Genomic DNA, 15,004 nt, shown 5'->3' on the forward strand with positions numbered 1-15,004 from the left:
CAGCGACGAACGGCGGACGTCAGGCGAGCCACGCAAGCATGATCCGGCCGGTGCGCACGAGCTGGGCCGGGTCGACGACGTCGGGTGTGTCGGCGGGTGAGTGGTAGGCGGCGTATGGAGTCGAACCGAGGCGCACGCCGGGCAGGCCCGCCCGTACGAAGGACCAGTGGTCGCTGGAACGGTTGGGGGTCTGGGAGCAGCCGGTGGTCGGCACCTTCGCGCGCCTTGCCGCCGCTCGGAGACTCGCCAGCGTGCGGTCGAGTCCTGGGCGTGCGCCGCACGCGGGGACAGCCTCACCTACGCCGACCCGGTCCAGTGAGACCATGCCGGCCAGCGTTCTGCGCTCGAGGGGCGTGAGGGACGCAACATACGCGCGAGAGCCGTAGTGGTGGTCGCCGTCGGTCTCACCTCGCGGCTCCTCGGAGCCGAAGACGACCAACCGCACCGGCACCCTCGTCGACCGTCCTGCGGCCGTCTCGGCGATCGCCAGCAGCACAGCCACGCCGGACGCGTTGTCCTCCGCACCCGGTGCCTGCGGGACGGTGTCGAGGTGGGCACCGACCAGGAGCCACGGCTGCCCGGGGCGTACGTCTCCTCTGTCGGCGACCAGGTTGACCGACTCCCCCGCGCGGACCGGGATGCCCCACGAGACTCCGGCAGGCGTCTGGAACCGCTGTCGGTGCACCTGCCAGCCGAACCCTGCCAGCTGTCCCTCGACCCAGGCTGCGGCTCGATGGTAAGCGGGCGACGTCCCGGGTCTCGGGCCGATCTCACCCGCCAGATGGCGTACGGCGTCGGTCGCTGTCCCGACGCGGAGCTGCTCGGGTGTCAATGGCGGGGCGGCCTGGGTCTCGCTCGGGGTGGGCGAGGGCTTGGACGCGGTGGCCGGCGCTGTCGCGGTGGTTGTCGGAGAGGTCTCGGGGGTCGGTGACGCCTCACCGCACCCGGTGAGGACGAGGAGGGACCCGGCCGCGAACGCGATACGACGGATCATGGCCTCGCCTGCCCAAGGATCCGGGCCGCCTCACGACCGCCCACCACGCGTGGAGCAAACGTCTCGGGATCCATCCGGTAGGGCACGAGGTTCAGATCCTCCAGCGTGGCGCCGCGGAAGGTCGCCTCGAGAACGACGCCCTCCATCGTCTGGGACATGAAGTCCATGTCGAAGACGAAGTTTCCGAGCGAGTGGATGACCGGTACGCCGCCGACCCGCTCGAGCGGCTGGACCCAGTGCGGGTGGCCGCCGGCGACGAGATCCGCCCCGGCAGCGACGAGACGACGGGCGACATGGCGCTGAACTGCCTCGGGGCGATGGGTGTACTGCGTACCCCAGTGCGGCAGCACCACCACGACGTCGGCAACCTTCTCGGCGGCTCGGACCTCCCGCTCGACCCGGCGCAGGTCGGCATCGACGAGAGGACCCGTACGTGGCGGCATCCGCACCGAGAAGGCGCCCGGGTCGCTCCTCGTCGCCCGAGGCGTCTCGCCGATCGCGTTGAACCCCAGGAACGCGAAGGTGATCCCGGCTCTCTCTACCACGGCCGGCCGGGCAGCCGCGTCGAGATCCCGCCCTGCCCCGAACGGCACGATCCCCGCCCCCGATAACGCCTCGACCGTCTCCGTCAGCGCCCGGTCGCCGAAGTCACCTGTGTGGTTGTTCGCCAACGAGATCGCATCGAAACCAGCCTCCCGCAGAGGCCGCAGCAGCTCCGGCCCGGCACCGAAGGAATCCCCACCCTGAGTCGGGCTCCCTGCTTTCGACAACGTCGACTCGAGATTGCCTACGGTGATGTCAGCGCCCGCCAAGCGCGCCTGCATCGGAGCCAGCGCCGCCGCCGCATCGGGCACCCCGCGGGTCAGCATCAGATCCCCGACGACGGTCAGCCGCACTCGCGGCTCCGCAGCAATAGTGGGCACCGGAACCGACGAGGGCGAGGGAGGGGCTTGCGTCGTTGAGGACCCGACTGGTGTGCCGGCGCCACAGGCGGACAGCGCGCATACGAGCACGGCGGTGAGCCAGTGGCATCCCATACCTCCAGCATGCCCCCAGACCAAGGATCCTGTGCAGCCTCGACCGACCGCATCGAGGACGGCAACACGCTACGGATCCGTGCGCCTCAGATCTTCGCGGCCCTGACCACCAACACGTCGGGGATGTCGCGGAGGATCTCGCGCCAGGTCTCGCCGGCGTCGGCAGACGCCCAGACCGAGCCGTTGCGGGCGCCGAAGTAGACACCGGCCACCTCGTGGTCGTCGGCGCACATCGCGTCGCGCATGACGCCCACGTAGAAGTGGTCGGGCAGGCCCTTGTCGAGCGCCTCCCAGTGGTCGCCGGCGTCGCGGGAGCGCCACACGATCGGCTTGGCCTCCGGTGGGTAGCGGGACTCGCCGGCGCCGATGGGGAAGGTGAAGATCGTGTCGGGCTCCTGCGGGTGGACGACCATCGCGAAGCCGAAGTCGGTGGGCAGCCCGTCGGCGATGGACTTCCAGGACAGGCCCTCGTCGTCGGAGCGGTAGACGCCACCGTGGTTCTGCAGGTAGAGCCGCTCGGGACGGGAGGAGTGGCGGGCGACCTTGTGGACGCACTGGCCGAACTCGGGAAACTGCTGCCCCTCGGGCAGGAAGACCGCGATGATGCCGTTGTTGCGGGCCTCCCAGGTCTCCCCGCCGTCGCGGGTCTGGTAGACGCCGCCGGTCGAGATCGCCGCGGTCACCGAGTCGGGGTCGGTCGGGTGCGGCAGGATCGTGTGGAACGCCTGCCCGCCGAAGCCCTCGTTCCACTCGGTGCGGTGCGGGTGGTCCCACAGCCCGCGCACCAGCTCGAAGCTCGCCCCGCCATCACGAGACCGGAAGATCGCGCCGGGCTCGACACCGGCCCAGATCGTGCCCTCCGGCAACCCCGGCTGGAGCTGCCAGACCCGGGCCAGGCTCGCGTCGACGTCCTCGGGGAACGACATCGAGGTCTCGGCCCAGGTCTCGCCGCCGTCGGCCGAGGCGCGCACCAGCGCACCCAGCCACAGCGAGGAGCATCCGGCAAGGACTCGCCCGGTCCCGGGCTCGATCATGGCGGAGTAGATCTCCTCCATGTCATGGTGCGGACCGGTGAAGTCCCAGTCCTGCCGGGCGTCGTCAGAGCGCCCTATCCACAGACCCTTGCGGGTCCCAACCAGCAGCTGCGTACCCATGTCTTCCAGCATCCACCCGCCCGGCTTCTGTGGCCAGGAGATTTCGGCGAAAGAACGGTGAGGGAAAACACCACCGCCAGCGGGGCCTGATTCTTCGGCCTGGGCCGCGCAGCCCCTAGCCTGAAGTCATGACCAGACCTGTTGCCTGGGAGACGTTCACCGCGATCCTCTTCGACCTGGACGGCGTGATCACGCCGACCGCGGTCGTGCACATGCGTGCGTGGGAGGAGATGTTCAACGCCTACCTGCAGGAGAAGACCCCGGGGGCGCCGGCCTACACCGACCAGGACTACTTCGCGTACGTCGACGGCAAGCCGCGCTACGACGGCGTCCGTGACTTCCTCGCCTCCCGCGACATCCGGCTTCCCGAGGGCACCCCGGACGACGCGCCCGAGCTCGAGACCGTCTGCGGTCTCGGCAACCGGAAGAACAACGCCTTCAACATGGTGCTCGAACGCGACGGCGTCGAGGCCTACCCCGGCTCGGTGCGCTTCCTGGACTATCTGACCACCCTCGACGTCCGGCTCGGCGTGGTGTCCTCGTCGGTCAACGCGCCGACCGTGCTGAAGGCGGCTGGGCTGCTGGACCGGTTCGAGACGGTCGTGTCGGGAGCCGTCGCAGATGAGCAGGGTCTGCCCGGCAAGCCTGCGCCGGACACGTTTGTCTACGCCGGTAAGGTCCTCGGAGCCACCCCGAGCGAGGCCGTCGTTCTCGAGGACGCCGTCTCCGGGGTGCGCGCCGGCAAGGCAGGAGATTTCGCGCTCGTCGTCGGGGTGGACCGTGGCGCCGGCCACGACACCCTCACGGCCGCCGGCGCCAGTCTCGTCGTTTCCGACCTTGCTGAACTTGTCCCAGACGACCCTGCTCGAGGAGCACAGCAGTGAGAACCAACGTCGGCCCGAACCCCCTGGACCGGGCCCGTTACCCCATCGACCCGTGGCGGCTGGTGGAGACGAGCTACTCCCCAGACGACCTCGGCCTGACCGAGACGATCTTCAGCGTCGCCAACGGCTATCTCGGCATGCGCGGCACCCCCGAGGAAGGTCGCCCGACCTACGCGCACGGCACCTTCATCAACGGGTTTCACGAGACCTGGCCGATCCGCCATGCCGAGAACGCCTACGGCTTCGCCAAGACCGGCCAGACCATCGTCAACGCCCCCGACGCCAAGATCATGAAGATCTACGTCGACGACGAGCCGCTGACCTTCGGCACCTCGGACCTGGAGGAGTACGAGCGGGTGCTCGACTTCCGCGAGGGTGTGCTGCGGCGGCATCTGGTGTGGCGTACGCCCTCGGGCAAGCGGGTCGCGATCAAGTCGACCCGGATGGTGTCGATGACGCAGCGACACCTCTCGATCCAGACCCTCGAGATCACGATGCTGAGCGGCGCGGCGCCGATCGTGGTCTCGTCCCAGCTGCTGAACCGGCAAGACGGCAAGGACGAGTACCACGTGCCGTCGGCGGCACTGGGCGAGGGCATGGACCCGCGCAAGGCCTCCGCCTTCGACACCCGCGTCCTGCTCCCGCAGATGTCGGTCGCCGACGAGGAGCAGATGACCCTCGGCTACCGGTGCGCCAACTCCGGGATGACGATCGCGGTCAGCGCCGCCCACCAGATCGAGACGCCGGACCCGGTCGAGACCGTCGTCCGCGCCGAGGACGACCTGGCCAAGACGGTCTTCCGGGTCGACGCGACCGAGGGCAGCACGCTGCGGTTGCAGAAGACCGTGGCGTACCACACCTCCCGTGGGGTGCCGGTGCGCGAACTGGCCGACCGCTGCGGACGTACGCTCGACCGGGCGATCCGCCTGGGCGTCGGTCACTTCGAGCGCGACCAGCGCAACTGGTACGACGAGTTCTGGTCCGCCGCCGACGTCGAGATCTCCGCCGCCCGTACGGAGGACGACGAGGACATCGCCGCGGCCCAGCAGGCGATCCGGTTCAACCTGTTCTCGCTGGCCCAGGCGACCGCCCGCACCGACGGTCTCGGCGTCCCTGCGAAGGGGGTCACCGGCTCGGGCTACGAGGGGCACTACTTCTGGGACACGGAGTGCTACGTGATCCCGTTCCTCTGCTACACCCAGCCCGAGGTCGCCCGCAACGTCATGCACGCCCGCTCGGTGATGCTCCCCGCGGCCCGGCAGCGAGCCTCGGAGATGGCCGCGAAGGGGGCGCTGTTCGCCTGGCGCACCATCAACGGGCAGGAGGCCTCGGCCTACTACGCGGCCGGCACCGCGCAGGTGCACATCGACGCCGACATCGCCTTCGCGCTGATGAAGTACGTCTACGCGACCGGTGACATCGGCTACCTCATCCGCGAGGGCGTCGACATCCTGGTCGAGACCTCGCGGATGTGGGCCGACCTCGGCTTCTGGCGCCACAACGGCGAGCCGTCCTTCCACATCCACGGCGTGACCGGGCCGGACGAGTACACCACGGTGGTCAACAACAACCTGTTCACCAACGTGATGGCCCGCTACAACCTGGAGAAGGCCGTCGAGACCATCGAGATGCTCCGGGCGGACTATCCGCGCGAGTATGCGCAGGTCATGGGCCGGCTCGACATCTCGCCCGACGAGGTCGAGGAGTGGGGTCGCTGCGCCGCCGCGATGCACATCCCCTACGAGGAGGGGCTCGGCATCCACCCGCAGGACGACAACTTCCTCGACCGCGAGGTGTGGGACCTGCCCAACACCCCGGACGAGGTACGTCCCCTGCTGCTGCACTACCACCCGCTGGTGATCTACCGGTTCCAGGTGCTCAAGCAGACCGATGTGGTGCTCGCCCTCTTCCAGCAGGGCAACCGGTTCACCCCTGAGCAGAAGCGGGCCGACTTCGAGTACTACGACCCGATCACCACCGGCGACTCGACGCTGTCGGCCGTCGTGCAGTCGATCGTGGCGGCCGAGGTGGGCTACCAGGACGACGCGCTGCGCTACTTCTACGACGCGCTCTACGTCGACCTCCACAACATGCACGGCAACACCGTCGACGGGATGCACATCGCCTCCACCGGCGGCGTGTGGGGCGGTCTGGCGTTCGGCTTCGGCGGGATGCGCGACTACGACGGCAAGCTCTCCTTCGACCCGCGCCTGCCGGTCCAGTGGGGCTCGCTGGTCTTCCGGGTCCAGTGGCACTCGACCCGGATGCAGGTCGCGCTGACCAGCGACCAGATCGTGTTCACCGTCGTGGACACCCCGGGCGAGGAGTACGACATCCCGATCAGCGTCCGCGGGGAGGAGTTCGTGGTCTCGAAGGGCTCGCCGGTGATCGTGCCGCTCGCCGACCAGGGGCCGCGGATCGGCACCCACCTCGACGAGGAGCCGCACGGCGGTATCCGCCCCGACGGATCGCGGATCACGGCCACCGTGCCCCCGCCGATCCCTCCGGAGCTCTACGAGCAGGACCATGTCGAGCATGCGATGGTCCCGCAGGAGTCGCGGCGTGGGTCCGAGCGGCTCGCGGAGGAGGCCAACAAGGCCATCAACCTGTCCAACGTCTCGCAGACGGACTCGGCGCAGTAGCGGGTCTTTACGTGGTCCTAGACTGACCGGGTGGTCACACGCTTCTCAACCGGTAGAGGCTCTCTCCGGGCGAGGCTGGCCCACCCGGTCGTCCTGGTTCTGATCGGGATCGCGTCGGTGCAGGTCGGCGCGACCTTCGCCAAGTCGCTCTTCGACGAGGTCACCCCAACCGCCATGGTGTGGCTGCGGCTGACGCTGTCCGCGCTGATCCTGCTGGCGATCACCCGGCCCCGGGTCCGCGGCCTCGCGCGCCGCGACTGGCTCGTCGTGATCGCCTTCGGGGCCTCGCTCGGGCTGATGAACTGGGCCATCTACCAGTCCTTCGCCCGGCTGCCGATCGGGATCGCGGTCACCATTGAATTCATTGGTCCACTCACGATCGCGCTGGTCACCTCGCGGCGCGCCCGCGACCTGGTCTGGGTCGCGCTGGCGGCCGCAGGGGTGGTGCTGCTCGGTCTCGAGCCCGGTCGGATCTCGATCGTGGGCGTGCTGTTCGCGCTGCTCGCGGGGGCCTGCTGGGCTGCGTACATCGTGCTGTCGAAGGCGACCGGAGCGCGGTGGGAGGGGCTCGACGGGCTCGCTCTGGCCTCGACGGTCGCGGCGGTGGCGCTGACGCCTGCGGCGATGGCGTACGCCGACGGGCTGGGTTCTCCGCACGTGTGGCTGGTCGGGCTGATGGTGGGCCTGATGTCCTCGGTGATCCCCTACTCCCTCGATCTCGTCGCCCTGCGTTCGATCAAGTCGGGGCTCTACGCGATCCTGATGTCGCTGGAGCCGGCCGCCGGCGCGCTGGCCGCGATCCTGATCCTCCACGAGGGGCTCTCGGTCCTGCAGTGGCTGGCCATCGCGTGTGTCGTGGTCGCCTCCGCGGGCGCGACGCGCACCGGCAAACCGGAGCATCACGTGCCGGCGGAGTCCACCCCGGTGTAGTGCCGTGTTTCACACAAGCGACATCGGAACGTCACTGACTCCGAACGTTGAGGTCACTACAGTTCGGTGACAACTCCCCCTCGCCGCCCGGTCCCGCCAGTCCATGGAGTTGCTCCCTTGTCGACCATCACCGCACCCGTACACACCGCTGCCGTCGCCCAAGTCGCCGCCCTCCTCGCCGCTCGCACCGCGGGGCGAATGGTCGGCCCGTTCCTACGACCGATCCAGCTGCTGCTCGCCTGGCCGGTCGCCTCCCAGCTCGTCGCCCGGCACAACGCCAAGGCGGCCGAGGAGGCCATCCTGCTGCGGCGTGCCGAGCGTGAGGACGTGCAGAACTATCTCCAGCTGCTCGCTTCGGAGAGAATGTCTGCATGAGCATTCCGCGGGCGATGGCCGAGTCGACGGTCGCGTTCCGGGACGTGCTCTCCGACGATGGCACCCTGATCCGCGCCTGGACCAACGACCCCGAGGGTGTGATCGAGGGGCCGACGGTGCTGCTGTGCAACGGCCTCGGCACCAGCCCCTGGAACTGGCCGGCGCTGCTGCACACCTCGTGCGGCGTACGCGTCGTCTCCTGGCAGCACCGCGGCACCTCCGGCTCGGCGCGGCCGAAGGATCCGGAGCAGACCACCTCGAGGCACTTCGCCGAGGACGCACTGTCGGTGATGGACGCCTTCGCGCTCTCCCGGCCGGTCGTGATGGGCTGGTCGATCGGGGTCAACACCGCGTTCGAGCTGGCCGCGGACCATCCCGAGCGGGTCTCCGGCATCTTCGGTGTCGCCGGGGTGCCCGGCGACACGTTCAAGTCGATGCTGGGGCCGCTGCGGCTGCCCGCCCCGGCGGCCGCCATCGTGACCCGCACCGCCTCGAGGGTGCTGTGTCGCACCGGCTCCCTGATCACTCCCCTGGCGGCGCGCCTGGAGCTCGGCCCGCGAGCGATCGAGGTGTTCTCCAAGGCCGGCCTGATCGGCAAGGTCCCTGATCCCGAGCTCGCCGCGGCCGCGCTGGCGGAGTTCCTGACCACCCCGGTCGAGTGGTATTTCCACCTCGCGCTGCGCACCTCCCAGCGCCGCCCGGTCTCGCTGCGCCGGATCAAGGTGCCGGTCGTGCTGGTCGCGGGCACCCGCGACCTCATCGCCGGTGCGCGTCACATGTCGAGAGTCGCCGCCGGCGTCAAGAACAGCACGTTCGTCGAGCTCGAGGGCACCCACTTCGTACAGATGGAGCAGCCCGACCGCGTCCACCAGCTGCTGCTCGCCTTTCTCGCCCGGGTCTCCGAGCACCAGCGCGTCTAGGGTGCCGAGACGACGCCGGTGACGGTGGCCCGGCGGGCGATGCGGCGCAGGGTGGCGAGGACGGCAGGACCGAGCAGAGCGATGGCGACGGCGGTGGTGATCGCGCGCACGGTGTCCCAGCTGCTGGTCGAGGTGACCAGGGTGTAGCGCAGGAACGTCGCCAGGTTCTCGCCGAAGGCCGCACCGGGTTCATAGGAGAGGTTGCCGCTCGCGCCGGGCACCGTGACGCCGGTGAGCAGCGGCCAGCCCTGCAGGTTGAGCAGGAGCCCGTAGGCGTACGAGGCGAAGATCCCGTACGCCGCCAGCAGCCCGATCTCGCGGCGGCCGCTCGCGCGTGGCAGGAGCCCGGCCCCCATCGCCACCCAGGCGGCGCCGAGCATCTGGTAGGGCAGCCAGGGTCCGACGCCGGCGGTGACGAGCGCGGCGACGAACAGGCTGGTGCAGCCGAGGACGAACCCGAAGGCCGGACCGAAGACCCGGCCGCCGAGGATGAGCATGAAGAAGACCAGCTCGACCCCGCCGGTGCCGGCGGAGACGGCGCGCAGGACGGCCTCGATCGCGCTGAGCACGCCGAGAACCGCGATCATCCTGGTGTCGATCCCGCCCGTGGAGAGCTCGCTCAGCAGCACCACCAGCATCAGCGGAATCAGCGCCAGGAAGATGAACGGAGGCTGCACCCGGTCGTAGCCGTGGAGCAGCAGCGGCCAGCCGAACATCATCAGCCCGGCCACGGAGATGATCGCGAGCAGGACCGCGGTGCGGGGCGTGAACCTGATCATCTCTCGCCCACCGCCTCGACGATCTCGCGTACGTTCAGCCAGCCCGGGCCGAAGACCTTGCTCACCTGGGGCGCGAACGCGGGCGACTCGGCCGTGACGCTGCGTACGTCACCGGCGGAGACCACCTCGCCGTCGGCGAGCACCACCACGTTGTCGGCGGCCTCGGCGACGAACTCGACGTCGTGGGTCGCCACCAGGACCGCCTTGCCGGCCTCGGTGAGCTCGCGCAGGATCTCGGACAGAGCGTGCTTGGCGGCATAGTCGAGGCCGCGGGTGGGCTCGTCCAGGAGCACGACCGGCGGGTCGGCGCTCAGGATCAGCGACAGCGCCAGAGCCAGGCGCTGGCCCTCGGAGAGGTCGCGCGGGTGCTGGCCGTCGGGGATGCCGGGGACGAGGCTGTCCAGGATCTCCCTGGTCCGTGGGCCACCCGCGTCGCACTCCTCGGCCACCGTCTCCAGGTAGAGCAGGTCCGCCGCGGTCTGCGGCAGCAGCCCGGCGAGCTCGCGTCGCTCGTCGGGGTCGAGGGTCGCCGGATCCTTACCGCCGACGTCCACCGATCCGGCCAGCCGCTTCTGGGTCCCCTGCAGCGTCCACAGCAGCGTCGACTTGCCCGAGCCGTTGCGTCCCATCAGCGCCGTCACCCGCCCCGCGGGCAGCTCGATCGAGACGTCGTGCAGGACCGGCGTACGTCCTCGGGTGACGGTCAGCCCGGAACTTCTCAGGCTTTTCCGTCGCTTCTCTGGCGTTGCATTGCCAGAGAAGTGCAGGGATACCCGGTTAACCGGGTATTCCAACCCCCGCGCCCGCCGCTTCGCATCCCGCACGGTCAGCGGCAGCGGCGACCAGCCGAGCTCGCGGCCCAGCTCGACGAGCGGCGGCACGATGGGCGAGGTCTCCAGGACCTCGGCGGGGTCGCCGACCGCGACGGAGCCGTCGCCGACGAGGAGCGCGATGCGGTCGGCGAACGGCACGACCCGCTCGAGCCGGTGCTCGGCGAGGACGACGGAGGTGCCGAGGTCGTGCACCAGCCGGGTGATGGTGGCGAGCACGTCCTCGGCGGCGGTGGGGTCGAGGGCGGAGGTGGGCTCGTCGAGCACGACGACCCGCGGGTGGGTGGTGAGCACCGAGCCGATCGCGACGCGCTGCTGCTGCCCGCCCGAGAGGGTACGCAGCGACCGCTGTCGCAGCTCGGCGATGCCGAGCAGGTCGAGGGTCTCCTCGACCCGGCGCCGCATGGTCGCCGGCGGGAGGCCGAGCTGCTCCATCCCGTAGGCGAGCTCCTCCTCGACCGTGTCGGTGACGAACCCGGCCACCGGGTCCTGCCCGACGTAGCCGATGATCCCGGCGCGCTCGCGCGGCGGCGTGCGGACGATCGAGGTGCCGTCGAGCAGGACGTCACCGTCGAGTACGCCGCCGGAGAAGCGCGGCACCAGGCCGGCAAGCACGCCGAGCAGGGTCGACTTCCCCGAGCCGGTCGGACCGGAGACGAGCAGCAGCTCGCCCTCCTCGATGGTGAGGTCGACATCCTTGAGCACGTGCTCGGAGGAGTCGGGCGGGGTGAATGTGATGCCTCGCAGCTCGATCATGCGACTGCCTCCTGGTGAGCGAGCGATGATGCCGGTAGCGGGGCGGCGAGGGCCGGGACCAGCCCGACGAGCACACCGGCCATGGCGATCAGCGTGACGTCCGGGACGGTACTCACCCCCGGGAAGGCGACCGGGACCTGGTAGCGGGCGACCCACCAGCCCACGGCGCCGACCACGATCCCGCTCAGAGCCACCACGACCTCCGGCCACCGCCATCGGTCGGGCCGGTAGACGGTCCGCGTCACCCGGCGGCCGGCGAGCGCCAGCCCACCGGCGGCGGCGCCGACGCCGAGCGCGAGCATGGTGGCGGCCAGCCAGCCTGGCGTGGTGCCGTCCAGCACCGCATAGACGCCGGCGCAGAGCCCGACGAGCGAGACCAGCATGAGCGCCGAGGTGATCCGCCTGGTGGCGACCGGGACGCCGGCCGTACGTCCGTAGCCGCGCGTGTCCATGCCCGCCGCCAGCGCCATCGACCGCTCCAGGGCGTCCTCGAGCACCGGCACCAGGAAGCGGCGCAGGCGCCTGACGTTTCCGGTCGCACCGGCACGCAGCCGTTGCGCGGCGCGCACCCGCTGCACCGACTCGGCCAGCTGCGGCAGCACCGTCACGGCCACCACGACAGCGGTGCCGACCTCGTAGAGCGCCGGCGGCAGCGAGCGCAGCAGCCGCTTCGGGTTCGCCAGCGCGTTGGCCGCGCCGACGCAGATCACGATGACGCCCAGCCGCATCCCGTCATAGAGACCGGCCAGCAGCGCCTCGCGGGTGAGCGGCCCGAGCAGCCGGATCCCGAGCACCCACTCCGGGAGCGGGATCTCGGGCAGGTCGAGGATCACGTGGCCAGGAACGGCGCCCAGCAGCACCCGGAAGAGCACCCGGGTCACGACGATGAACACCGCGAGACCGATGTAGAGCCGGAACGCCTTCGCCCACGGTTGCTCGCCACGACGGGCGGCGACCACGACCGACACCACCCCCACCACGAGCAGGAGCAGCAGCGGGTTGATGGTGAAGGAGGCGTACGCAGCCATGCCGATCGCCCAGACCCACCAGGCGACGGGGTGCAGATCACGGGGCAGGTGCGCGACCGCGGCCGCCCGGAACATGGTGCTCATCGCCGGCGCCACCACACGGCACCGGCGACGGTGAAGAGTGCGACGATCCCCGCGGGCGCGACCCAGGCGGGCAGATGCTCGGTCTCGGAGGCCGAATCCGTCGGCTCCTCCGGAGATAACTCCGGCGACGGGCTTGAGGGCGCCCCCACAGCATCCCCAAGCTCCGTCGCCGGAGCGGTAACGACATCGTCGTCTATCCACGTGAACGCAACACCCTGCCCGGAGGTCACGCTGATTTCGGTAACATTTCTGGAGGCATAGCTCCAGGCCCCCGAATCGTCGCTGATCCACAGCGACCAGTACGCGTCAGCAGGCGGCATCTGGGCGCAACCGGCGGCTTTCGGCCGCTCATCGATGCGACATACGACGCTGGGCATCGAGGTCACATAGGTGAGTGGATGTCCCGCCTTCTCGAAGAGGTCGGCGCCGGTGTCACCCTCCTCGGGCTGGACACAGGTGACCTCGGGGTCGCCGCCCAGAGCGTTGGGCTCGACGACGACGGTGACCCCGTCGCACGCCTGAGCGGACGACGCGGAGACGGCGGAGACGGACGTGAAGACGGGGGCGGTGGCCCCGGCGAGGAACGCCAGAGCCACCGCAGCGGACCGCAGGATCAGCACGAGCTCTTCGCGGTCGCATCCTTGGGCAGGAAGACCAGCGACGGCAGCGCCTGGGCCGCGGCGAGGCGGTACATCCCCTCGGACTCCTTGGTCAGGCCCTTGGTGTTGCCCTCGGTCAGCGCGGCGTCGTCATAGGCCACCGCGCCGGTGTCGTCGCCACAGGTCACCACGTGGTCGGCGACCCAGCTGGCCGCCTTCTCCGCGGCGTCGGTCTCACCGGCGCGACCGAACGCCCACCCGGCCAGGCCGGTGGTGTTGGAGTTGGCGATGTTGCCGGTGGCCGCCTTGAACGATCCGTCCTCCGCCTGGGTCTCCTTCAGCCAGTCGACGCCGGCCTCGACGGCCTTCTCCGCCTCCGGGGACGCGACGCCGGACAGGGCGATCAGCGCGAACGCGGTGGCGTCGGCGTCTGGGACGGCCTTCGGGTCGGCGTCGCAGGTCTGGTCGGCGGCGGTGGGGTCGGCCGCGAAGGTGACCCGGAACCATCCCTCTTCGCACTGCTGCCCGGCCAGGAACTCCGTCGCGGCCGCGGCCTCCTTGCTCTCGGCGTTGTTGAGCGCCCACACGGCGTACGACTGTCCGATGGTGTTGGAGTAGTCGGCCGCCTCCTTGTTCTTGGGGTCGAGCTCGTCGGCGATACGGCCGTTCTCGGCGACGGTGCCTTCGAGCTGCTTGAGCAGACCGGGGTCGGAGGCGTCGACGTTCTGCTGCAGGACCAGCGCCTTCGCGGTGGCGCCGGCCGAGGTGACGGTGCCGAACCCGGGTGAGGTGTACGCCTTCTTGTTCTCCATCACCGCCGCGGCGATCGTGGAGATCTCCTCGTCGTAGCCGCCGACCTCCGCCAGCGCGATCCCGATGTCGGCGCTGAGCCCGAAGTCATCGGTGCCGTACTGCGCGTTGCGGGCCACGCCCTCCGGCGCCTGGGCGACGAGCCAGTCGGCCACCGAGGTGGACACCTTGGCGTCGTAGGTGGGCTTCTCCCCCTCCTCGACGGCTTTCTCGCCACAGCCGGCGAGCGAGGTGAGGGCGAGGGTGGCGGCGATGCCACCGAGGACGGTCTTCTTCATGGTTCCTTCCGCGCTGTTCGTCGGGAAGGCCCAGGGCCGACCCGCTGCTTTCCACGACAGCGTCAGGTCAGTACGCGTCCGTCGGCAGGTGCTCCGGCTCGCTCAGGACACTCTCGGTGCCTGGGCCTACGGTTGCGGGTCAGCGCCGGGATTCGACCGGCTTCCCCCACCACGGCGTGTGTTGATTGAGACGCCCCATCCTATGCCGGGCGGGGGCCTCTTGCGGGATCGCCGCCGAGCAGTCACTCTGTCCCCATGCGCCACAGGATTCTCGGCCTTGTCGCAGCATCGATCTCGGCCACCCTTCTCGCCCTCTCCCCGACCACGATGGCCGGCGCGCAGGAGGCACGGACATCGGTGACGTACGCCGATCTGGTCGCCATGTTCGGCGAGAAGGTCGGTGACCGGAGCACCGTCGAGACCGGGTTGCCGAGCCTCAACCGCGCCATGGCCGATGCCGGGATCACCACCGCCTACCGGCAGGCGGCGTATCTGACCACGCTCGCCAACGAGAGCTCCTTCCACCACGACGCCAAGGGCCGCGACAAGCGGAAGTTCACCGGCCGCGGCTACATCCAGCTGACCGGCGAGGCCAACTACACCGACGCCGGCGCCTACTTCGACATCGACCTGCGCCGCCGTCCCGAGCTCGCCCGGTCGCTGGACTACAGCGCGCCGATCTCGCGGTGGTACTGGACCGTCGCCCGCGACATCAACCCGCTCGCCGACGCCCTCGACATGGGCGGGGTCAATGCGGCGATCGGCTACCCCCGCAACAAGGAGGAGGACACCGAGCGCTGCCGCGACTTCAAGGCCGCGCTGAAGCACCTCCACGGGTCCGTGCCCAAGGGGATCAAGTGCGCCCGCCCGAAAGCAGCCGAGGACTCGGTGGCCAAGCCCTAGA

The 15,004-nt window shown here is 70.1% G+C and carries 14 protein-coding genes and 1 riboswitch; of the genes, 6 read left to right on the forward strand and 8 right to left on the reverse strand.

Annotated features, from left to right (window positions below):
* Window positions 1-19: 19 nt before the first annotated feature.
* From ACIO3S_RS27750 to ACIO3S_RS27760, 3 genes are all read right to left on the reverse strand, one after another.
* Window positions 20-994, reverse strand: a complete 975-nt coding sequence (locus ACIO3S_RS27750) for a M28 family metallopeptidase (RefSeq protein WP_400469602.1) — start codon at window positions 992-994, stop codon at window positions 20-22.
* The gene (locus tag ACIO3S_RS27755) at window positions 991-1,890 is read right to left on the reverse strand and encodes a CapA family protein (RefSeq protein WP_400469604.1); all 900 of its coding nucleotides are present in this window, start codon (window positions 1,888-1,890) and stop codon (window positions 991-993) included. The genes ACIO3S_RS27750 and ACIO3S_RS27755 overlap by 4 nt, the downstream gene beginning before the upstream one ends.
* A gap of 227 nt (window positions 1,891-2,117) precedes the next feature.
* Window positions 2,118-3,185, reverse strand: coding sequence for a WD40/YVTN/BNR-like repeat-containing protein (locus ACIO3S_RS27760; protein WP_400469607.1), 1,068 nt, complete (start codon window positions 3,183-3,185; stop codon window positions 2,118-2,120).
* 128 nt (window positions 3,186-3,313) lie between these two features.
* Between ACIO3S_RS27760 and ACIO3S_RS27765 the strand changes: the two genes are divergently transcribed.
* The 5 genes from ACIO3S_RS27765 (at window position 3,314) to ACIO3S_RS27785 (ending at window position 8,936) form a co-directional block, all read left to right on the forward strand.
* Entirely contained in the window at window positions 3,314-4,069 is a 756-nt protein-coding gene (locus ACIO3S_RS27765; RefSeq protein ID WP_160024608.1) for a beta-phosphoglucomutase family hydrolase, read from the forward strand.
* Window positions 4,066-6,711, forward strand: coding sequence for a glycoside hydrolase family 65 protein (locus tag ACIO3S_RS27770; RefSeq protein ID WP_400469610.1), 2,646 nt, complete (start codon window positions 4,066-4,068; stop codon window positions 6,709-6,711). Before ACIO3S_RS27765 ends, ACIO3S_RS27770 begins: the two co-directional genes overlap by 4 nt.
* Window positions 6,712-6,741: 30 nt before the next feature.
* A complete protein-coding gene (locus tag ACIO3S_RS27775) occupies window positions 6,742-7,641 on the forward strand; it encodes an EamA family transporter (protein ID WP_400469613.1) in 900 nt (299 codons plus the stop codon).
* 117 nt (window positions 7,642-7,758) lie between these two features.
* Entirely contained in the window at window positions 7,759-8,016 is a 258-nt protein-coding gene (locus ACIO3S_RS27780; protein WP_160024611.1) for a hypothetical protein, read from the forward strand.
* Entirely contained in the window at window positions 8,013-8,936 is a 924-nt protein-coding gene (locus tag ACIO3S_RS27785) for an alpha/beta fold hydrolase (RefSeq protein WP_400469617.1), read from the forward strand. Before ACIO3S_RS27780 ends, ACIO3S_RS27785 begins: the two co-directional genes overlap by 4 nt.
* Here ACIO3S_RS27785 and ACIO3S_RS27790 read toward each other — a convergent pair.
* Genes ACIO3S_RS27790 through ACIO3S_RS27810 form a run of 5 tightly spaced genes read right to left on the reverse strand, consistent with a single transcriptional unit; the run spans window position 8,933 to window position 14,100 of the window.
* Window positions 8,933-9,715, reverse strand: a complete 783-nt coding sequence (locus tag ACIO3S_RS27790) for an ECF transporter S component (protein ID WP_400469620.1) — start codon at window positions 9,713-9,715, stop codon at window positions 8,933-8,935. The genes ACIO3S_RS27785 and ACIO3S_RS27790 overlap by 4 nt on opposite strands.
* Window positions 9,712-11,301 (reverse strand): ABC transporter ATP-binding protein, encoded by a 1,590-nt coding sequence (locus ACIO3S_RS27795; RefSeq protein ID WP_400469623.1) that lies wholly within the window; start codon window positions 11,299-11,301, stop codon window positions 9,712-9,714. The genes ACIO3S_RS27790 and ACIO3S_RS27795 overlap by 4 nt, the downstream gene beginning before the upstream one ends.
* Complete coding sequence (locus ACIO3S_RS27800; protein ID WP_400469626.1) at window positions 11,298-12,413, reverse strand: CbiQ family ECF transporter T component; 1,116 nt, start codon at window positions 12,411-12,413, stop codon at window positions 11,298-11,300. The genes ACIO3S_RS27795 and ACIO3S_RS27800 overlap by 4 nt, the downstream gene beginning before the upstream one ends.
* On the reverse strand, window positions 12,410-13,033 hold the full coding sequence (locus ACIO3S_RS27805) for a hypothetical protein (protein ID WP_400469629.1): 624 nt from the start codon (window positions 13,031-13,033) through the stop codon (window positions 12,410-12,412). Before ACIO3S_RS27805 ends, ACIO3S_RS27800 begins: the two co-directional genes overlap by 4 nt.
* Complete coding sequence (locus ACIO3S_RS27810) at window positions 13,027-14,100, reverse strand: prenyltransferase/squalene oxidase repeat-containing protein (RefSeq protein ID WP_400469632.1); 1,074 nt, start codon at window positions 14,098-14,100, stop codon at window positions 13,027-13,029. Before ACIO3S_RS27810 ends, ACIO3S_RS27805 begins: the two co-directional genes overlap by 7 nt.
* Before the next feature lie 65 nt (window positions 14,101-14,165).
* Window positions 14,166-14,310, reverse strand: a riboswitch (cobalamin riboswitch).
* Between the two features lie 45 nt (window positions 14,311-14,355).
* Between ACIO3S_RS27810 and ACIO3S_RS27815 the strand changes: the two genes are divergently transcribed.
* A complete protein-coding gene (locus tag ACIO3S_RS27815) occupies window positions 14,356-15,003 on the forward strand; it encodes a hypothetical protein (RefSeq protein WP_400469635.1) in 648 nt (215 codons plus the stop codon).
* The last annotated feature ends 1 nt before the right edge of the window (window position 15,004 follow it).

The organism is Nocardioides sp. NPDC087217 (assembly GCF_044744805.1).
GTDB lineage: Bacteria > Actinomycetota > Actinomycetes > Propionibacteriales > Nocardioidaceae > Nocardioides.